This is a genomic window from Hymenobacter mellowenesis, assembly GCF_030581005.1.
Classification (GTDB): Bacteria; Bacteroidota; Bacteroidia; order Cytophagales; family Hymenobacteraceae; genus Hymenobacter; species Hymenobacter mellowenesis.
On record NZ_JAUQSX010000013.1, the window covers coordinates 88,217 to 108,308 of the forward strand.

Genomic DNA, 20,092 nt, shown 5'->3' on the forward strand with positions numbered 1-20,092 from the left:
CAAGGTTCGCGCTACTCCGTGCTTGCCTCAATACCTTGCGCCGCCAGACGCTACTTAAGCAGCGCTGACGAAGCTCCAGATTCTGGTTGCTACTGCGTCAATCCCAACCCCGCGCGGACTCGCAGAGTCCACGCTACAACCTCCCGGCCCGGCCCGCGTTTCACTAAGCGGCGCGGCCCAGCCAGCCACTCATTTTTCCGCTCTCGCCGCCTGCGACCAAACCACTTTTCGGCGGCCACTTTTACCCCAAATGAATACCCCCGAAAACTCCCGGGCTCCCCGCGCCAAGCGTGAAAAGCCCGAACCCGCGGCCATCACCCAAGACCAAGTCCTGCGCGTCTTCGCCGACAACCCCACCAAAGTCCTCGCCTACCGCCAACTCTCGCGCCGCCTCGGCGTCACGACCAAGGGCCAGCGCGAGGAGATTTTTGCCCACATCAAGGTGCTGCGCAAAAACGGCCTCATTACGCTGCTCCAAAACGACGAATACCGCCTCGCCGATACCGACGCCGTAGCGGCGGCTTTGATGCCGTCCAGCGCCAAAAAATTAACCAAAAAAGGCGACTCGCCCATCGCCCCGCCCCGCAACCGTTCGGTGCAGGCCGAGTTCGGCCAGGACCCCATTGTGCACCGCCGCCGCTCGGCTGGCTTCGACTACGTGGACGGCGACGACCGCCCCGAGCGCGCCCCGTCGAACACGGTCATCGGCACCGTCGATTTGGCCACGCCCAACTTCGCCTTCGTGGTGCCGGAGGGCACGGGCGAGCACGACGACATCCGCGTGTTCACCGACCAGCTCAAGTTTGCCCTGCAGGGCGACGTGGTGCGGGTGCGCCTGCGCAGCGGCTCGCGCGACGGCCGGCCGATGGGCGACGTGGTGGAAGTCCTCAAGCGGGTGCGCCCCGAAATCGTGGGCCGCATCCAGATTCAGGGCACACTCGGCTTCGTGAAGCCGGATAACCGCAAGGTGTATTTCGACGTGTTTGTGCCGCCGCATTTGCTGCACGAATCGCGCAACGGCGACAAGGTGCTAGTCCGCATCAACGAGTTTCCGGAGGACAGCAGCCGGCAGCCGGTGGGCGAGGTCATCCGCAACTTCGGCGCGGCCGGCGGCAACGAGGCCGAGATAAACGCCATCATGGCCGAGTTCGGTTTGCCCTTCGAATTCCCCTCGGAAGTGGAGGAGGAATCGGAAGGCATTAGCGAGGTTATCGAGCAGGATGAAATTGCCCGCCGCCGCGACTTCCGCGCCATCACCACCTTCACCATCGACCCCGCCGATGCCAAGGATTTCGACGATGCCCTGAGTATTCAGAAGCTGGAAAACGGCCACTGGGAAATCGGTGTGCACATCGCCGACGTCACCCATTACGTGCGCCCCGGCACCGAGCTGGAGCGCGAGGGCAAGCACCGCGCCACCTCGGTTTACCTGGTCGACCGCGTGATTCCGATGCTGCCCGAGCGCCTCTCCAACGGCCTCTGCTCGCTGCGCCCGCACGAGGACAAGCTGACTTTTTCGGCCGTGTTCGAGCTCGATGAAAACGGCAAGCTCTACGAGTCGTGGTTCGGCAAAACCATCATTCACTCCGACCGCCGCTTCAGCTACGAGGAGGCCCAGGAGCGCATCGAAAGCAAGGAGGGCGAGTACGCCGAGGAGATAAATCTGATGAACGACATGGCGCATAAGCTGTGTGCGCTGCGCTTCAAGCAGGGCGCCATCACCTTCGAAACCCAGGAAGTGAAGTTCCGGCTCGACGAGCACGGCAAGCCGCTCGGCGTGTATGTGAAGGAGCGGAAGGACGCCCACAAGATGATTGAGGAGTTCATGCTGCTGGCCAACCGCAAGGTGGCCGAGTTCGTGTTCAACCTCAAAAAGACCAAGCCGCGCTTCACCATGGTGTACCGCACCCACGACGCGCCCGAGCCCGAACGCCTCCAGACCTTCGCCCTCTTCGCCCAGAAATTCGGCTACAAGCTCAAGCTCGAAAACCCGAAAAAAATCAGCACCGAGCTCAACAACCTTAGCTCCGAGGTGATGGGCAAGCCCGAGCAAAACGTGCTGCAGGGCCTGGCCATTCGCACCATGAGCAAGGCCATCTACACCACCGAGCCGCTCGGCCACTTCGGCCTGGCCTTCGACCACTACTCTCATTTCACCTCGCCCATCCGTCGCTACCCCGATATGATGGCCCACCGCCTGCTGGAGCACTACCTGCTCGGCGGCAAGAACGTGGCCGTCGAGCCTGTGGAGGAAGAGTGCAAGCACTCCTCGGCCCGCGAGAAACTGGCGGCCAACGCCGAGCGCGCCAGCATTAAGTTCAAGCAGGTCGAGTTCATGGCCGATGAAATCGGCAACACCTTCAAGGGCGTGGTATCGGGCCTGACGGAGCGCGGCATGTATATCGAAATCGAGGAGAACAAGTGCGAGGGCATGGTCCGCATCAGCGACATCCCCGGCGACGAGTACGAGCTCGACAAGGACAACTACCGCATCGTGGGCCGCCGCAACAAGCGCATCATCCAGTTCGGCGACGAGATGATGGTAGTTGTAAAATCCGCCAACCTCCTCGACCGCACCATCGACTTCGAGCTGGTGGACGACCGTCCCGACCATGTGAAAAAGCGCGAAGCCGACGAGCGCAAGCAGCGCAACAGCGAGCCCCGCGGCTACCGCGACCACAGTAGCGGTGGGAAGGGTGGAAGTAAGGGTGGGTTTAAGGGTAACAAGCGCCGCTAGGCGAACCCTGACGCCGGAACCTCACCCCCGGCCCCTCTCCAAAAGAGAGGGGAGCCTGACGATAACAGAAGCCCTGACTCAGCCAGAGTCAGGGCTTTTTTGTTGATACCGTCAACACTCAACTTACCCTTATAAGCGCCGCCCTGGCTCCCCTCTCTTTTGGAGAGGGGCCGGGGGTGAGGTTACCCGCGCCTGCCGTTCTTTGCACCACCTATGACCCCAGCCGACTTCCCCGCTAACATCACCGCCGCCCTCGCCCAACTCGATTACGGCCAAGCCCCCGACACCCTCTACGCCCCCATCCGTTACATCATGGGCCTCGGTGGCAAGCGCATCCGCCCGCTGCTCACGCTGCTCGGCGCCCACCTCTTCACCGACGACCTCAGCGGCATCCTCAAACCCGCACTGGCCACCGAAGTCTTCCATAACTTCACCCTTCTCCACGACGACCTGATGGACCAGGCCCCCCTGCGCCGCGGCCAGGCCACCGTGCACGAAAAGTGGAACCCCAACGTCGCCATTCTCTCCGGCGACGTGATGCTGGTGCGGGCCTACGAGCTGTTCCTGGAAGTGCCGCCGGCGCTGCTCCCACGCATCCTCGCCCGCTTCAGCCAGACGGCCGCCGAGGTCTGCGAAGGCCAGCAGTGGGACATGAATTTCGAAACAGAGCCCCAGGTCAGCATCGCCCAGTATCTGGATATGATTCGCCTGAAAACGGCCGTCCTCCTCGGCTTCTGCCTGGAGTTGGGCGCCCGCCTGGCCGGCGCTTCGGAAGAGGACTCCGAGCACCTCCGCCAGTTCGGTACCGATATCGGCCTGGCCTTCCAGCTGCGCGACGACCTGCTCGACGTCTACGGCGACGCCGCCACCTTCGGCAAGCGCGTGGGCGGCGACATCATTTCCGACAAGAAAACCTTCCTCCTGCTCTCCGCCCAGGCTCAGGCCAGCCCCGCCCAGAAAGCCACCCTAGCCCAGCACATCGGCCAACCCGTCGCCGATGCCGAAGCCAAAGTAGCCGCCGTGCGTGCCATCTACGACGAGCTCGAAATCCGCCCCCAGACGGAAGCTCTCATCAACTCCTACTTCCAGGATGCCCTCCAGCACCTGGAGCGCGTAGCGGTGCCCGCAGCCCGCAAAGAACCCCTTCATCGCCTCGCGCTCCAGCTCATGGACCGCGAAAACTAACCGCCTGTGCTCAATCCCATCTATATTCTCATTGGTCTCACGGTCGTCATTTCCATCTATGCTTGGTCGAAACAAGAGCTGATGGATTCCTGGATAATGCAGCCCTACCTGATGGCCCGTTCATCAGGCCAATGGTACCGCCTGCTCACCTCTGGCTTCCTGCACGCTGACTGGGCACACCTTCTGTTCAACATGTTTGCCTTCTACTCCTTCGGCCCGGTGGTGCTCGAGGCGTTGGTCGAAGGTTATGGCCAACTGCCCGGTATAGGCCTGTTTCTGGTGCTCTACCTCGGCGGTATTATCCTCTCCGATTTGCCCTCCTACTTCCAGCACCGCGACGACCGGGGTTACCGCAGCCTTGGGGCCTCGGGAGGCGTGGCATCGGTCTTGTTTGCTAGCATCCTGCTATTCCCGGTCAACACCAATGGCGGTGGCATCATCATCTTCCCCATTCCCTTTCCTATTCAGCCGTTCCTGTTTGGCTTCCTCTACCTCGTCTATTCCTACTACATGGCCCGCCGCCGGGCCGACAACGTGAACCACGACGCTCACTTCTACGGTGCGCTCTACGGCGTCGTGCTGCTCCTTGTCCTGATGCCGGCTGCCGGACCCGCCTTCATCGAACAAATTAGCCTGTTTATTAAGTCAAAATTCTGATTATCAACAAATTGTATTTAAAAATCTGACTTTTTATATCTATTTGAAGAGCATTCCGTAATGATGGGCAAGTACATTCTTTCACTTTCCCTTCTTTCACAATGAACACCCTTCGCCACTTCGCTTCCCGCCTGCCTCTCACGGCAATGTTGCTTCCCCTGATGTTGCTGGCCACTTCCTGCAGTCGCTACAACGACAACGGCAGCCTCTCCATTGCCGGTGTCATCTACCTCATTCTTGCCATCGCGGCCGTCATCAGCCTGTTGAAGCAGGACTGGGATTTAGGCAAAAAACTTATCTGGGGGGTTATTATTTGGGTTGCCCCCATACTCGGCTCAATCATCTACTTCCTGTTTTCGGGGCGTAAATCGTAGCCGTTTTCGATTTCATTTAAATAAAAAAGCCCCGACCATCTGGCCGGGGCTTTTTTATTTGAGTATTGCGGTTTCGCCAGTGATTGGTGCTAATGCCACGAAGTTATTTACTGGTTAAGCAGCCGCTTTTTTTCCAGCCGTGCCACGCCCCGCAGCAACTCGCCGCTGTTCGTAATCTGCGTCATTTGCCAATGGTCGCCCTGGCGGCGCATCTTCACTTCTACCACCATCGTGGTGTCATACTTAGGCTGGGTCACCTCAAGCCCCACGAAGGCGTTGTCGCCCTCCTCGCGGGTGTACTTGATACCTTTAAATTCACTTTCCGGGCTCACCACTCGTCCCGCCAGTCCCGTCAGCGAGATGTTCACCAAACGCTTCGGCGCCGCCGCCGCCGCCGCTTCCAGCGAACCCGTTTCGACGTAGCGCTGCACCTCCTGATGGGCTGCCTTGGCCAGCGCCGGCTTCAGCATACGCAGGGCGCCGCCCATCATTAAACTGCCACCAGGAAGCAGCGACGTCAACGCCGAGCCTTGCTGTGCTACGTCATCCACCAGATGGCTGGTCACGCTGCTCACATCCACATACTTTTCGAAAGCCGCCATGTCATGGCTTTGCACCGCCGCCGCTGCCGAAACCAGCGCGCCCTTGGGGCCATTCTTTAAGCTTTGGAAGTAATAATATCCTCCCCCTACCAAGGCTAATAGCAATACGAGAATTAACAGTCTTTTCATGTAAGCTTCGCTGTGAATGATGAGCTGCAAAAATACCCGCATTTCACGGCTTTGCGACGAGTAACGTATCCATCAGCATCCATTCCTCATTCTTTACTGTGGGCTTTACCTCGCGCTTAACCCATACGACACTTCACTTCCCTCCATCATCGTACCCATGCCTGCGCCCCAAACATCCGAAATACACGGTCACCGTGGTTGTCGTGGCCTTCGTCCCGAGAACACACTGCCCGCGTTCCTACATGCCCTTCAACTCGGCGTTGACGTCATTGAAATGGATGTCGTTATCTCGGCCGACCACCAAGTAGTGGTTTCCCACGAGCCTTGGTTCAATCCGCTCATTTGCCTCGACCCCGCTGGCCATCCCATTGCATCCGGTAGCGCCCGGCTGCACAATCTTTTCGAACTCGATTACGCTTTCATTCGCCAATTCGATTGCGGCTCCCGGGTCCATCCCGGCTTCCCTACACAGGTATCGCAGCCTTGCTACAAGCCCTTGTTACGGGAGGTCCTCAGCTTCATCGAAGCTGCTGCGGTGCGGTTGCCCCGTTCACCCGTTGGCTATTCTATCGAGATAAAAAGCAGCCCCGACGGCGACAATATCTTCCATCCATCTCCCGATATTTTTCTGTCGCTTGTGCTGGCCGAGCTCACCGCCGCCGGGGTAGTTTCCCGGACCACCCTACTTTGTTTCGACCCACGAATTCTTCGGCTGGCTCACCAACAACACCCAAACTTAGCAACCTGCCTCCTTGTCGAAGACCAGCGCCCCTGGTCTACTAGTCTTAACGAGCTTGGTTTCTTGCCTACCACCTTCGGTCCGGATTTCACCACTGTCACAGCAGAAGCTGTTCAGATGTTACGCAAGGATTTCCCCGGCCTTCGCCTTGTGCCATGGACAGTGAACGAGGTTGCCGACATGCACTTGATGTTCGAACTCCGAGTTGATGGAATAACCACAGACTATCCTGACCGCGGAATCCATCTGTTTGCCGCTACAACAGTATAAAAGGCGCTCCTCCTACACATCTAAGGGATTATACGAACTGTCAGCCCGTGTACGCCAAAACATGCATTTGTAAACAATGTTACAACATAACATGTTGTGTAACGCTTTGCTTGTATAGTGTAATTACTGTTACAGTGCGTTAAATGTATCATAATTTCATTTTATGTACAGTTACAATGTAATCTTATTGTTCGAACAAGTTTGTTTAATTCGAATACATATTACATATTTGCACAAGCGTTACGCAACTACCTAAATATGCCACACCAAGGCGAAATCCTGCAAGAAGCCATCAAAAACAGTGGTATTTCAATCACGCGTATTGTCGATGAGATGGGCATTACACGTCCTACTATCTATCGTAAATTCAAAGAAGAGACAGTTGATTACAACTTCGTAAAGCGAATTGGTGATATTATAAATCACGACTTTTCAAATGACTTTACATCTGTTCAACAATCAGCTTTGCCATTTGTAACATCTGCACAAAAACCTATTGTTACAAGTGTCGTTACATCTCGTGTAACACAACCGCAATCAATTGATACTGACCCTTCCAAACAGCTTTTATTACTCCAATCAAAGTACATAGCCTTATTGGAGGCCTACAACGAGCTTTTGCTGAAAGTGTATGGGCCGAAGTGACAAAAATGTTCCACGTGAAACATTTTTGTCCGTTTATTTACCCAGCGATGAATAGGATACAAAATGAGCACTAGGCGCTGAACATTGACACACAATCAAGATTGAGGCCAGCCAACACAAAGACATTCGTGACTGCCTAGTTCTAAGGAATGGCTTGAGTAGAATACCGCTAATAACAGGAAGCGTAAAGAGCCGGCCTGAAACAGATAAGCTATTAAAGGAAGATAACCTCTTTAATAACCGTTTCGCCAACCTCGGCATTGATAAGCTCCGCCACCCGAGTCTTTGCCATGAGGAGTTCGTGTTTGAGTGGGGCAGAGGTAAGTCGAACAAAAAGCCGACCTTGATTAACATAAACCTCTTTGGTTTTTAGAGCGACTGCTTTCCCCATCACCCGCTCCCAACTCGACACGACTGTTACCTCATTGAGCTTGCCCTGCAAGCGGTAGGCTTTCACTAACGCTTCGAGTCCTTCCTTAAGAGAAATGTCACCGGAACGAGAAGGGGAAGAAGGCTTTTTCACTGGGTCGGATGGGGCAAGCCGAAGGCACTATTTTGCATGCCTTCGGAAAGCCACAAAGGTACCGTCGGTAAACTAGACTGGCGCAACGGTACCGTTTTGGACCCGGAAACGAATGATAGGAATAGCAACCCGGGCAAGCGCCTGGTCGGTACGCTCCAGATTGGTGTCGGTGAGAAAAACCTGGCCGAAGATTTCGTCGGCCACAAGTTCAAGCAGGCGGGCAATGCGCTTGTCGTCGAGACGGTCGAAGATGTCGTCAAGCAGCAGCAACGGCTTGTGCTGCTGCTTGGCAGCCAGCATCTCAAACTGCGCCAACTTGAGCGCAATAGCAAACGACTTCTGCTGGCCCTGGGAAGCGTGGCTCTTTACTGGCATGTCTTCCATCAGAAAGATAAAATCGTCGCGGTGCGAGCCGGTGGTACTGCGTTGCAAAGCAAAATCGCGCCGCTCGTTTTGTCGAAGCAGTTGCGCAAAGTCGGTGCCGAGCAATTGGCTCTTGTAGGTGAGCGTAACAAATTCCCGTCCATCAGCCAACTGCTGATAGTGCCGTTGGAAGATGGGTACGTACTCGGCCAGGAAAGCTTCGCGTAGCTGAGTGAGCTGCTGGCCCAGAGGAGCTAGCTGTTCATCAAGGGCCAGCAAGTAGTCGCGGTCGAATCCATGGGAGGGACGGTCGCCTTGCTTCAGCACGGCATTGCGCTGGCGCAACAAGGCATTGTAGGAAATGAGAATTTCCAGAAACTCATGGTCTAGTTGCGACATGAAACTGTCGAAATACTTGCGGCGCTCCTCGCTGCCTTGGCGAATGAGGTCAGTGTCGTAGGGCGAAATCAGGACGGCGGGGTAGCGACCAATGTGGTCAGCCATGCGCTCATAGGCCTGCTTGTTGTGCGTGAGTGTCTTTTTCTGGCCCTGGCGCAGGCTTACTTGAATGGTTTCGGGACTGGTTGGTAATTCTGATGAAAAAACACCCTTAACTACAAAGAAATCAGCGCCTTGCTTAACGCAAAGGGTATCGGATGATGTTATGGCGCTCTTAGTCAGCGACAAATAGTGAATGGCGTCCAGCAGATTGGTTTTCCCGCTGCCATTGTCGCCAATGAAGCAATTGAGGCCGGGGCTGAGACGCAGGGCGGCATCGTCGTAATTTTTAAAAAAGAGCAGCTGCAGGGAGTCAAGGGTCATAGGGTTCGGTATTGCCAGCTCTTTTACGTAATTTCGCCCTCCCAACGCGAAATATTCTTTTCCTCAAACGTGCTATGGCGGATACGAAAGTAAAAGCGGCTTCTAAAAAAACGACGGCGACCAATGGCGCAGCAGCCAAAGGCAACAGCAAAGCCGCTGCCACCAAGAAACAGCCCGACCCGGTGATGCCGGGCACCGACGCGCCCGCCCTGGCCGCGTCGGGCACGGACCTTTCCAAGCAGGCGAAAGCCGGGACCAACTTCCCGAAGGAAACCTACCTGCAGTGGTACGAGCAGATGCAGCTCATGCGCAAGTTTGAGGACAAGGCCGGCCAGCTCTACGGCCAGCAAAAAATCAAGGGCTTCTGCCACCTCTACATCGGCCAGGAGGCCTGCGTAGCGGGCGCGGTGTCGGCGCTGGAGAAGGGTGATAAATACATCACCGCTTACCGCGACCACGCCCACCCGCTGGCGCTGGGCACCTCGCCCAATGCCGTGATGGCCGAGCTGTTTGCCAAAGCCACCGGTTGCTCGAAAGGCAAAGGCGGCTCGATGCACATGTTCGACAAGGAAGTGGGTTTCATGGGCGGCCACGGCATCGTGGGCGGCCAGGTGCCAATGGGCGCGGGCATTGCCTTCGCCGAGAAATATAACAAGACGGGCAAGCTCTGCATTTGCTACATGGGCGACGGCGCCGTGCGCCAGGGCGCCCTGCACGAAGCCTTCAACATGGCTATGCTGTGGAAGCTGCCGGTCATCTTCGTCATTGAGAACAACGGCTACGCCATGGGCACGTCGGTGCAGCGCACCTCGAACGTCACCGACCTCTACAAAATTGGCCTGAGCTACGACATGCCCTCCGAGCCGGTGAACGGCATGCGCGTGGAAGACGTGCACGAGGCCGTGGCCCGCGCCGCTGAGCGCGCCCGCGCCGGCGAAGGCCCCACGCTGCTCGAGTTCAAGACCTACCGCTACAAGGGCCACTCGATGAGCGACCCGGCCAAGTACCGCACCAAGGAAGAGCTGGAAGACTACCGCCACCGCGACGCCATTGAGGGCGTGCGTCACACCATCCTGAGCCAGAATATGGCCACGGAAGCTGACCTCGAAGCTATCGACGAGAAAATCAAAGGCCAGGTGCAGGAGTCGGTTGATTTCGCCGAAACCTCGCCCTTCCCCACGCCGGATGAGCTTTACAAGGACGTGTACGTGCAGGCCGACTATCCTTACATTCACGACTAAACGGACAAATCTGTCGGCTACTGATAATTAGCTGTTAACTTTGACGGATTCCGACCATTCTGATTTTAAATAAAAGGCTAGCAGCTGAGAGCAAATAGCTAGCAGCTTCTCTTATATGTCGAAGATTCCTTACACTGGTAAAAGCCAGCAGGCCCAGCAGAACCGCCAGGGGCAGCAAGTAACCCAGAACGTGCCGGTCGACCCGCTGGCCCCGGCCGAGAACCTCGCCCCCGAAAATCCGCTGCTGGAAGACCCGGACGCCCTGGCGGCCCGTTTGGCCGAGTCGGAAGATTTCGTGCGCAACAACCGCAACGTGCTACTGACCATTCTGGCGGTGGTGGTGTTGGCGGTGGTGGGCGGCTTCGGCTACTACACCTGGCGCAACCAGCAGGACGAAAAGGCCCAGGCCATGATGTTCCGCGCGGTGAGCAACTGGGAGTCTGACTCGCTGAACCAAGCCGTGAAAGGCGATGGCAAAGCGCCCGGCCTGGTGACCGTGGCCAACGAGTACGGTAGCACCAAAGCCGGCAACCTGGCCAACTTCTACGCCGGTGTGGCTTCGCTGAAGCAGGGTAAGTTCAAGGAAGCCCTCGACTACCTCGAAGATTTCAGCTCCGACGACTACCTGGTGCAGAGCCGGGCCTACGCGCTGATGGGCGACGCCCAGCTGGAGCTCAACAAGCCCAAAGAAGCCGCCGACCTCTACGCCAAAGCCGCCGACCACAACGCCAACGAGTACTTCTCGCCCGGCTACCTGCTGAAAGAAGGCACGGCCCGCGAAATTGCCGGTGACAACGACGGTGCCGTGAAAGCCTACGACCGCATCATCACCGAGTATCCCACGGCCCAGGAAGTAGCCGAAGCCCGCCAGTATAAAGCCAAGCTGGACAAATAAGCTTCTGCTGCGCCCGAATGACAAGCATCAAATTGCGCTTCCTCTAAGTTGAGGAGGCGCAATTTTTTTATTGCGTGGTACCAAACCTTTGCGGCAGCCGGTCTTTTCAAGCATGGGCGGCGCTGACCAACTTACTATTCAGACCAACGACACGACATGGCAACTGCTTTGCAAAACCTGAGCGACTACGACGCTTCAACTTTTATTGACATCAGCGAAAAGCGGTTTGGGCTGGTGGTAGCCGACTGGAACCGCGAGATAACCGACATCCTGAGCGCCGGAGCGTACGAAACACTGCTCAAGCACGGTGCTAAGGCCGACAACATCTTCCGCAACGCCGTGCCCGGCAGCTTCGAGCTGACGCTAGGAGCCCAGTTTCTGGCGCAGCACGAGGAGATAGATGCAGTGATTTGCCTAGGTGTGGTGATTCAGGGTGAAACCAAGCACGACGACTACATCTGCCACGCCGTGGCGCAGGGCGTTACCAACGTGGCGTTGAAGTTCAACAAGCCGGTCATTTTTGGGCTTGTCACGACCAACACCCTGGAGCAGGCTTGGGACCGAGCCGGCGGCAAGCACGGCAATAAGGGCGTGGAAGCTGCCGTGGCGGCCATTCAAATGCTGGGGTTTTAGCCAGGCAAGGAAAAGCGGCCCGAACCGCGTAACTTTGCACCCGCAAAATGAGGCCTGCAACGGCTTTAAGCCAAGGGGGTAGGCATTTTCAAGCGCTACTAAACCATTTAGCTTCCCGAAGCGTTGCCGCTACACCACGGGTAGCAATTTCTTAACATACTTCGCAGTCTTTTTTACCCATTCGATGAACGACGACAACATTCGCTATTCCCGGGAGGACTTGAACGAGTTCGACCAGATTATTCAGGAAAAACTGACGGCGGCCCGCAAGGAGTTGTCGTTCATCAAGGAAACCCTGAACCGCAGCAACGACTCCGGCACCGACACCACGGCCTCGTCGGCCAAGGTACTGGAAGACGGCGCCGACACGGCCGAGAAAGAAAGCATGAACCAGTTGGCCTCGCGCCAGATGAAGTTCATTCAGCAGCTCGAAAACGCCCAGGTCCGCATCAAAAACGGCACCTATGGCGTGTGCATCGGCACGGGCAAGCTCATCCCCAAGGAGCGCCTGCGGGCCGTGCCCCACACCCAGCACTCGATTGAAGCCAAAATGGCGCGGCGCGACTAGCCAGCCAACTTTTTTTGGAAGTCGGTACGGCATAGCCGGCAGTTAGAATTTTATTCGGGTTGATGACGTTGACCCGCTTCTGACTGCCGGCTACTTCGTGCCGACTCCTTTTTTTAACCAGTACCGTAGCGATACGGCACGCAAATTTTTCTCCCCATGGGCAAGAAACATTTCTCCGATAATAACAGCAACAAGGCGGACCGTCGCGGCGGCCGCCCCAGCACGGGCGGTCCCGGCGGCTTCGGCAACAGCGCCGGCCGCAGCAACGAACGCGGCGGCTCCGAGCGCGGTAGCTACGGCAGTGACCGTGGCGGCAACAGCCGCGGCGGTGAGCGCCCGGCCTACGGCAATGGCCGCCCGGCCAGCAACGGTGCCTTCGGGCGCCCCGCTACCAACGGCGCCTTTGGCCGTCCTTCGGGCGGAGCCTTTGGCGGCGGTAAGAAATTTGAGGGCGGCGAAAAGCGCCCGTATGGCAGCAGCTACGGCGGCGGCCAGCGCGAAGGCGGCAGCGGCTTCGGTGGCGGCAAAAGCTTTGGCAATGACCGTCCCTTCGAGCGCCGCGATGAGCGTCCCCGCCTGGGCAAGGAGCAGCGCACCGGCACCAGCTACGGCCGCACCGCCGAACCGCGCCCCGAGCGCAGCAGCTTTGGCGGCGCCCGCGACGAGCGCCGTGGTTCGGCGCCTGAACCGCGCCCCATCCGCGAGTATCAGCCCAAGGAAAACTGGAGCGGCCAGCCCTACCGCCGCGACGGCGAGAAGGCCGTGCCCCGCGGCCAGCCCGGCGAGCGCAACCGCAAATTCCAGAAGCAAAACCCCAATGAGGATGCCGAAAGCCGCGCCCCGCGCGTCGGCGGCAGCTTTGGCCGCAGCACGCCCCGCGAGCCCGAGAACTTTGACCGTAACGCCGACCGCGGCGAGGAACGGGGCCCGAACCGGCCCATCCGCGCCGCCCGCCCGTTTGTGGCAGAGCCGCCCCAGCCCCGCGAGGAGCGCAACGACCGCCGCGATGCCAACATCGAGCGCGCCAACGCTGGCGACGCCGACTACCGCGCCGACCAGGCCGCGTTTGGCCGGAAGTTCACGCCCGGCGCCTTTGGTCGCCGCGATGGTGCGCCCGGTAGCCGCAGCACCGGTGAGCGCCCCGGCGGCTACGAGAAGCGCAGTACCGAGCGCTGGACGCCCGCGCCCGGCAGCTTTGCCGAGCGCCGCGAGGCCCTGAAAGCAGCCGAGCGCAGCGTGCGCCGCTCGGGCACTGGCTATGGCGCCACGCCCGACAAGCCGCGTGCGGCCCGGCCCACCACTCAGGAAAACCGCGCCGACAAGCCCAAGTATGGCGAGAAGCCTGGCGAAGCGCCCGACTACAAAAACCTGAAGCACTACGAGCAGGACAAAACCCGCGGCAACAAGCGTCGCCGTGAAGAGCTCGAAGACTTCGGTGCCGATGAAACGCGTCTGAACCGCTACATCGCTAACGCGGGCATCTGCTCGCGTCGGGAGGCCGATACGCTGATTGCCGCCGGCGAAATCCGGGTGAACGGCGAGGTGGTGACGGAAATGGGCTACAAAGTGCAGCCTGAGGACACGGTGCAGTACGGCAAGACCAACCTCAACCGCGAAAAGGCGGTGTACGTGCTGCTGAACAAGCCCAAGGACTTCATCACCACCACCGAAGACCCCGAAGGCCGCCGCACGGTGATGGACTTGGTGGCCGGCGCTTCGAAGGAGCGCATCTTCCCGGTGGGCCGCCTCGACCGCAACACCACGGGCCTGCTGCTTTTCACCAACGACGGCGAAGTGGCCCAGAAGCTCTCGCACCCCTCGCACAAGAACAAGAAAATCTACCAGGTCGAACTCAGCCAGCCGCTTACGGAGGAAGACCTGCGCAAAATTTCGGAAGGCCTGGAGCTGGAAGACGGCAAAGCCGTGGTGGATGACGTGGCCGTAGTGGCCGGCAACGCGCACTTTGTGGGCATCGAAATCCACATTGGCCGCAACCGCATTGTGCGTCGCATTTTCGAGCACCTCGGCTACGAAGTGGTGGCGCTGGACCGCGTGCAGTACGCCGGCCTCACCAAGAAGGACCTGCCCCGCGGTAAGTGGCGCTTCCTGAGCGAGCAGGAGGTCATTCGGATGAAGTACTTCCTGTAAGGCTTATCAAGGGGTCAACTCACAGTTATGACTTGGGCAACTCATTACTATGAGTTGCCCAAGTCATAACTGTGAGTTGACCCCTTGCTTGCTTTCGCTAACTCCTAGCATGCGAACCCTTGTATTAGATATCGGCAACACGGCCGTGAAGGCCGGCTGCTTCGATGGCCTGGCCTTGCGTGAGATGGCCGTTGGCCTTACGCCGGCCGCCGTGCGGGAGCTGGTGCAGCGCTGGCAGCCGCAGCACGTCATCGTGGCTTCGGTGGCGGAGGCAGCGGTGCTGGCCGTGGAAGAGCTGCAGGACCTGGTGCCGGGCCGCGTGCTGGGTTTTAGTCCGGGCACCACGCCGGTGCCGTTGCGCAATGCCTACGCCACGCCCCACACGCTGGGCGCCGACCGGCTGGCCGCCGCTGTGGGCGCCGCCGCCCTCCGGCCGGGGCAGCCCACGCTCATCATCGATGCCGGCACGGCGCTGAAGTTCGACCTTGTGACGGCCGACGGCACCTATCACGGCGGCAGCATCGGGCCCGGGCTGCAGATGCGGCTGCGGGCGTTGCACACCTTCACGGGGCGGCTGCCGCTGCTGGATTTGCCCGCGCCCGATGCAACGATTCCGCTGGTGGGCGACTCCACTACCGGGAGTCTGCTGAGCGGGGTAGTGAACGGGGCCGTGGCCGAAATCACGGGCCTGCTGGCCCAATACCAGGCGCAGCACCCCGGCCTGGGCGTACTGCTGACCGGGGGCGATGCTGCTTTTCTGGCGGCCCGGCTCCCGGCTCGTATCTTTGTTGTGCCTGAGCTGGTGCTGCTCGGCCTAAATCGGATTTTAGCTTATCATGTTGAAGAATAAAGTGATGGGGTGCAAGGGCGCAAGCCTGGCGTTGGCAGGGATGATGGTGCTCGGAGCGGCCGGCGCGCAGGCGCAGGGGCTCGGCAATTCGCCGTACTCGCGCATCGGCCTTGGCGATTTTAACGCCAACACCGGCGGCGTGCGCCAAATGGGCATGGGCGGCGTAGGTCTGGCTGCGCCCAACAACGTCAATGTGAACGAGTTGAACCCGGCCCTGCTGTACTACACCGGCCGCACCACATTTGAGGCGGGCTTTAATGGCCAATACAAAACGGTGAAGAATGCCACGGCGTCGAACCGCAGCGGCAATGGCAACCTGGGCTACTTGGCGCTATCGGTGCCGCTGAGCACCAAGTGGGGCGCTGCCGTGGGCTTGAAGCCGCTCAGCACGGTCGATTACGAATCGAACATCCTGCAGGATGTGACCGGTACCTCGGCGGCCACGGTACTGAAACAGTACAAAGGCACGGGCGCCATTTCGGAGGCTTACCTGGGTCAGGGTTTCCGCATCACCAAAGCGCTGACGCTGGGCTTCACAGCCTCTTACGTGTTTGGGACGGTTGATGAAACGACCGGTACCACGGTCATCATCAACAACAGTATGGCCGCGCTGGAGCGGTCGGTGGAGCGGCAGCACGTGCGCTATTCCGACTTCGGCTTCCGGGCCGGGGCGCACTACCGCCAGAAGCTGGGCAAGGCGCTCAACATGAACTTAGGCGGTGTGTACAGCTTTGGCTATAACCTCAACGGCCAGCAAACCAACACTCAGGAACGGGAAGATGCCACTTCGGGCGCACAGCTCATTCCCGCTACCACCCTGAGCAACACGCGCGGCAGCAGCTACGTGCCGGCCCTGACGCAGGTAGGCGTAAGCTTCGACAACGACAAAAACTGGAGCCTCAACTTGGACGTGGCCCAGCAGCAGTGGTCGAAGTTCCGCAGCATCAACGCGACGGGCCCGGCCCTGGCCAACACCCTGCGCTTCGGCCTGGGCGGCGAGTTTACACCCGACCCGGGCTCGGTGGAGCATTATTTTCAGCGCGTGAGCTACCGCGGCGGCATCAACTTGGCGCAAATGCCTTACCAGCCGAGCGGCAAAACCCTCTATGACCGGTCGGTGAGCTGGGGCTTTGGCTTTCCGCTGCCCACGGCTACGGCGCTGGACGCCACCACCATCAGCCTGGCCTTCACCTACGGCATGCGCGGTAACACCGACGTGCTGAACTCGACCCTGGGCACCAGCAACGTGCAGGAAAGCTACATCCGCGGCCAGCTGGGCATCACGCTCAACAACCGTTGGTTCATCAAGCGCCGCCTGCAATAATCGGTTTTCCTAACCCTATACCAATGCACGTACTCGTAAAATTGGCAGGGAGCCTGGCCGTGGCGGCCACTGTAGCGTTGGCCGGCTGCGACAAGCAGAAGCTCAGCGGCCCACTAACCCCGTACACGGGCCCGCTGATGGAAACCACCAACGTGCTGACCCTCATCAGCGACTCGGCCAAGCTCAAATTTCAACTCACGGCCCCGCTCGAGCAGCAGTTCGAAAACGGCGACGTCATTTACCCCAAAGGCATGGTGGTGACGTTCTACTCGGCCGATGGCAAGAAAACAGTCATCAATACCCTCACGGCCAATTACGGCAAGGTGGACAAGGGCAAGAACCTCTACATCATGCGCGGCAAGGTGCAGGTGGTGAACTTGCCCAAAGAGCAGCGCATGGACACCGAGGAGCTGTTCTACGACAAAACCAAACAGGTGATTTACACCGATTCGGCCATGGCCGTGCGCATGGAAACGCCCACCGAAATCCTGTCCGGCAACGGCCTGTGGGCCAAGCAGGACCTGAACCCTTACCGCATCTACCACCCCACCGGCATCATCGATAAGGTGGGCACGGGCTTGTAGACATCCGCCCCCGCGGCTTTCCTTATGACTTTTGACAAATCTCTGCTGCGCACCGTCCTTTTCGCCGTGGGCGTGGTGGCCATGGTCATCGGCATTTACCAGACGATTTACTACAACGACCTGGGCCGCAACTACTGGATTTTCATGGTGTCGATGACGTGCTGGATGCCGCTGCTCTACTGGCGGCAGCAGGAGCGGCTCGAAGCCAAAGTAGCCGAGCAAAAAGCCAAATTAGCCCAGCAGGCCCGTGCCAAAACACCGGCCAAATCGACCAAAAAACGTCGCTAAAAACCTGCCGGACGACTAACGAACTCGTGCCCAATGCCTGAGCTACGGGAACGATTGGGAGGATTTTTGGGCCGATGGCAGCACTTAAAATTGGGTAAAACTTTGATTGCCGGTCAAATTCTGGTTATTTTGCGCCTCTTTTGACCAACACGACTTCGATTCTTTTGACAAGTAAATGGCTTTAATTAACACGATTCGGGAAAAATCTGGCTGGGCGGTAGGCACCGTGGCCGTCGGGATGCTGCTCTTCATTGTGGGCGGCGACCTGGTGGGCGGCAAAAACCGCCTCTTCAACCGCAACGATTCTGTGGTGGGCGAAGTGGCCGGCCAAAAGGTAGAACTCGCCGACTACAACAACGCGCTGGAGCAAGCCAAGCAGGCCTTCGCGGCCCAGCAGCAGCGCCAGCCCGACGAGCAAGCCCTCGGCTACTTGCGCGACCAAGCCTGGAACCAGACCATCTACAACCTGGCTTTCCAGCCCGAGTACGACAAGCTGGGTTTGAAAGTGTCGGACGACGAGCTGGTGGATATGGTGCAGGGCGACAACATCAGCCCCGGCATCAAGCAGGCCTTCACGGACCAGAAAACCGGGCAATTCGACAAGGCCCGCCTGATTGACTACCTGAAAAACCTCGACAAGCTGCCGCCCGAAAACCAGCTGGCCTGGCACAATTTCGAAGCCAACCTGCCCATTGAGCGTCTGCGCAACAAGTACAACGCCCTGCTGAAAAACTCGGTGTACGTGACGTCGGCCGAAGCCAAGCGCTTCGATGCCAACCAGAACGCCAAGGCCACGGTGAAGTACCTATTCGTGCCTTACGGCAGCATTTCCGACTCGGCCGTGAAAGTGACCGATGCCGAACTGCAAGCTTACCTCGACAAAAACAAGGGCAAATACAAAGTAGAAGACGGCCGCTCGGTGGAGTACATCAGCATTCCGGTGGTGGCTTCGAAGGAGGACAGCGCCGCAGTGAAAACTTCGATGGCCGAGCTGACCACGCAGTTCGCCTCGGCCCCGGTCGATTCGCTGTTCGTGTCGGCCAACTCGGAGCAGCCTTACAACAAGGCCTTCCGCAGCCCCGCCGACCTGCCCGAGCAGCTTCGCAAGCAGCTGCCCCTGACGCAGGGCCAAATTTATGGCCCTTACGCCGAGAACGGCACGTACTCGCTATATAAGGTGAGCGGTACCGGCACCGGCAAGCAGGCCGCCGCCCGCGCCAGCCACATCCTCATCAAGGCCGACGGCACTACGCCCGAAGCCAAAGCCGCCGCGAAAGCCAAGGCGCAGGACATCCTGAACAAAATCAAAGGCGGTGCCGACTTCGCGGCCATGGCCCGTCAGTTCGGCACCGACGGCACCAAGGACCAGGGTGGCGACCTGGGTTGGTTCGGTCAGGGCCGCATGGTGCCCGAGTTTGAGAAAGCTATTTTCGGCGCCACCAGCACCGGCCTGCTGCCCAACGTGGTGGAAACTTCGTTCGGCTACCACGTCATCAAAATCACGGCCGTGCCCACCAAGCAAACCTATCAGGTGGCCGAGGTGAAGAAGACCATCGCACCGAGCGACGCCACCCGCGAAGCCGCTTACGCCAAGGCCCAGGAACTGAAAGGCCAGGCCACCGACCTGGCCAGCTTCCGCGCCCTGACCACCAAAGACAAAACCCTGGTGAAGCAGGAAGCCAAGAACCTCGACCGCGGTGCCCGTAGCGTGAACAACCTGCAGAACGCCCGCGAAATGGTGCGTTGGGCCTTTGGTTTCAGCCCGAACGGTGGCGAAACCAAAGTGGGTGACATCTCGGAAGTGTATGAGATGGGCGACCAGTATGTCATTGCGGCTCTCACCGATGAGCGCGCCAAAGGCACTGCCACCATTGAAAGCCTGCGCCCCGAACTGACCGCCTTGGTGCGCAACGAGAAAAAAGCTGCGCAAATCATCAGCAAGCTGGGCACCAGCGGCACGCTGGAGGAAATGGCTGCCAAATACGGCCCCACTGCCCAAGTAGGCACGGCGCCCAACGTGGTGCTGGGCCAGGGCAGCATTGCCAACATCGGCTTCGAACCGCTGGCCGTGGGCCGTGCCTTCGCGCTGAAGCCGGGCCAGAAGTCGGCCCCCATCCAGGGCGAGCAAGGTGTGGTGGTAGTACAGCCCGAGAGCGTGACGCCCGCCCCAGCTCCCGCCAACCTGAAGAACGTGCAGCAGCAGCTGGCGCAGCAGCGCGCCCAGCAGCAGGACAGCAAGATTTACGAGGCCATCAAGGCCCACGCCAACGTGAAAGACAACCGCACCAAGTTTTTCTAGGTCGTCAATCCACGAGTTTGAAAAGGGCCGTACCTTCGGGGACGGCCCTTTTTTGTTTTTGAGGTCTTGTAATCTGCCGGAGCCGTGTGGCGCGAGTACCCCGAGGCTCCGCTTCGGCTTGTTGAACGAGGCAAACGCGCGTCGAAGCGGAGCCTCGGGGTACTCGCGCCACACGGCCCGAATGTATTGAACGAACCCACCGCAGGCCAATGTTTA

Annotated in this window: 19 protein-coding genes; 16 read left to right on the plus strand and 3 right to left on the minus strand. The window is 59.0% G+C overall.

Going from position 1 to position 20,092, the window contains the following annotated elements:
- Positions 1-250: 250 nt before the first annotated feature.
- The 4 genes from rnr to Q5H92_RS21145 all read left to right on the plus strand — a co-directional run bounded on the left by rnr (position 251) and on the right by Q5H92_RS21145 (position 4,953).
- The gene (gene rnr / locus Q5H92_RS21130) at positions 251-2,737 is read left to right on the plus strand and encodes a ribonuclease R (RefSeq protein ID WP_305013549.1); all 2,487 of its coding nucleotides are present in this window, start codon (positions 251-253) and stop codon (positions 2,735-2,737) included.
- Positions 2,738-2,950: 213 nt separating this feature from the next.
- Positions 2,951-3,922, plus strand: coding sequence for a polyprenyl synthetase family protein (locus Q5H92_RS21135; RefSeq protein WP_305013550.1), 972 nt, complete (start codon positions 2,951-2,953; stop codon positions 3,920-3,922).
- Between the two features lie 6 nt (positions 3,923-3,928).
- Complete coding sequence (locus tag Q5H92_RS21140) at positions 3,929-4,579, plus strand: rhomboid family intramembrane serine protease (RefSeq protein WP_305013551.1); 651 nt, start codon at positions 3,929-3,931, stop codon at positions 4,577-4,579.
- 101 nt (positions 4,580-4,680) lie between these two features.
- Positions 4,681-4,953 (plus strand): PLD nuclease N-terminal domain-containing protein, encoded by a 273-nt coding sequence (locus Q5H92_RS21145; RefSeq protein WP_305013552.1) that lies wholly within the window; start codon positions 4,681-4,683, stop codon positions 4,951-4,953.
- Between the two features lie 107 nt (positions 4,954-5,060).
- Here the strand turns inward: Q5H92_RS21145 and Q5H92_RS21150 are convergent, their stop codons facing one another.
- The gene (locus tag Q5H92_RS21150; RefSeq protein WP_305013553.1) at positions 5,061-5,714 is read right to left on the minus strand and encodes a hypothetical protein; all 654 of its coding nucleotides are present in this window, start codon (positions 5,712-5,714) and stop codon (positions 5,061-5,063) included.
- 127 nt (positions 5,715-5,841) lie between these two features.
- Between Q5H92_RS21150 and Q5H92_RS21155 the strand changes: the two genes are divergently transcribed.
- Both Q5H92_RS21155 and Q5H92_RS21160 read left to right on the plus strand, forming a co-directional pair.
- Complete coding sequence (locus tag Q5H92_RS21155) at positions 5,842-6,693, plus strand: glycerophosphodiester phosphodiesterase family protein (protein ID WP_305013554.1); 852 nt, start codon at positions 5,842-5,844, stop codon at positions 6,691-6,693.
- Between the two features lie 258 nt (positions 6,694-6,951).
- Positions 6,952-7,338: a helix-turn-helix domain-containing protein gene (locus Q5H92_RS21160; protein ID WP_305013555.1), complete on the plus strand. Its 387-nt coding sequence runs from the start codon at positions 6,952-6,954 to the stop codon at positions 7,336-7,338.
- 214 nt (positions 7,339-7,552) lie between these two features.
- Here Q5H92_RS21160 and Q5H92_RS21165 read toward each other — a convergent pair whose 3' ends face one another.
- Both Q5H92_RS21165 and recF read right to left on the minus strand, forming a co-directional pair.
- Complete coding sequence (locus Q5H92_RS21165) at positions 7,553-7,861, minus strand: DciA family protein (protein ID WP_305013556.1); 309 nt, start codon at positions 7,859-7,861, stop codon at positions 7,553-7,555.
- A 72-nt stretch (positions 7,862-7,933) separates the two neighbouring features.
- Positions 7,934-9,046, minus strand: coding sequence for a DNA replication/repair protein RecF (recF, locus tag Q5H92_RS21170; RefSeq protein WP_305013557.1), 1,113 nt, complete (start codon positions 9,044-9,046; stop codon positions 7,934-7,936).
- A gap of 74 nt (positions 9,047-9,120) precedes the next feature.
- Between recF and pdhA the strand changes: the two genes are divergently transcribed.
- The 10 genes from pdhA to Q5H92_RS21220 all read left to right on the plus strand — a co-directional run bounded on the left by pdhA (position 9,121) and on the right by Q5H92_RS21220 (position 19,876).
- On the plus strand, positions 9,121-10,287 hold the full coding sequence (gene pdhA / locus Q5H92_RS21175; RefSeq protein WP_305013558.1) for a pyruvate dehydrogenase (acetyl-transferring) E1 component subunit alpha: 1,167 nt from the start codon (positions 9,121-9,123) through the stop codon (positions 10,285-10,287).
- Positions 10,288-10,402: 115 nt separating this feature from the next.
- The gene (locus tag Q5H92_RS21180) at positions 10,403-11,182 is read left to right on the plus strand and encodes a tetratricopeptide repeat protein (RefSeq protein WP_305013559.1); all 780 of its coding nucleotides are present in this window, start codon (positions 10,403-10,405) and stop codon (positions 11,180-11,182) included.
- Between the two features lie 156 nt (positions 11,183-11,338).
- Positions 11,339-11,815, plus strand: coding sequence for a 6,7-dimethyl-8-ribityllumazine synthase (gene ribH / locus Q5H92_RS21185; protein ID WP_305013560.1), 477 nt, complete (start codon positions 11,339-11,341; stop codon positions 11,813-11,815).
- Between the two features lie 184 nt (positions 11,816-11,999).
- Positions 12,000-12,383 carry a TraR/DksA family transcriptional regulator gene (locus tag Q5H92_RS21190; protein WP_190926318.1) on the plus strand — a complete coding sequence of 128 codons (384 nt, stop codon included), beginning with the start codon at positions 12,000-12,002 and terminating at the stop codon, positions 12,381-12,383.
- A gap of 156 nt (positions 12,384-12,539) precedes the next feature.
- Positions 12,540-14,531, plus strand: a complete 1,992-nt coding sequence (locus Q5H92_RS21195; protein ID WP_305013561.1) for a pseudouridine synthase — start codon at positions 12,540-12,542, stop codon at positions 14,529-14,531.
- 109 nt (positions 14,532-14,640) lie between these two features.
- Positions 14,641-15,381, plus strand: a complete 741-nt coding sequence (locus tag Q5H92_RS21200; RefSeq protein WP_305013562.1) for a type III pantothenate kinase — start codon at positions 14,641-14,643, stop codon at positions 15,379-15,381.
- Positions 15,368-16,705, plus strand: a complete 1,338-nt coding sequence (gene bamG, locus Q5H92_RS21205; RefSeq protein ID WP_305013563.1) for a BamG family beta-barrel-assembly machinery protein — start codon at positions 15,368-15,370, stop codon at positions 16,703-16,705. Before Q5H92_RS21200 ends, bamG begins: the two co-directional genes overlap by 14 nt.
- Before the next feature lie 23 nt (positions 16,706-16,728).
- Entirely contained in the window at positions 16,729-17,289 is a 561-nt protein-coding gene (gene lptC, locus Q5H92_RS21210; RefSeq protein WP_305013564.1) for an LPS export ABC transporter periplasmic protein LptC, read from the plus strand.
- 24 nt (positions 17,290-17,313) lie between these two features.
- A complete protein-coding gene (locus Q5H92_RS21215) occupies positions 17,314-17,577 on the plus strand; it encodes a hypothetical protein (protein ID WP_305013565.1) in 264 nt (87 codons plus the stop codon).
- 175 nt (positions 17,578-17,752) lie between these two features.
- Positions 17,753-19,876, plus strand: coding sequence for a peptidylprolyl isomerase (locus Q5H92_RS21220; protein ID WP_305013566.1), 2,124 nt, complete (start codon positions 17,753-17,755; stop codon positions 19,874-19,876).
- Positions 19,877-20,092: the final 216 nt, after the last annotated feature.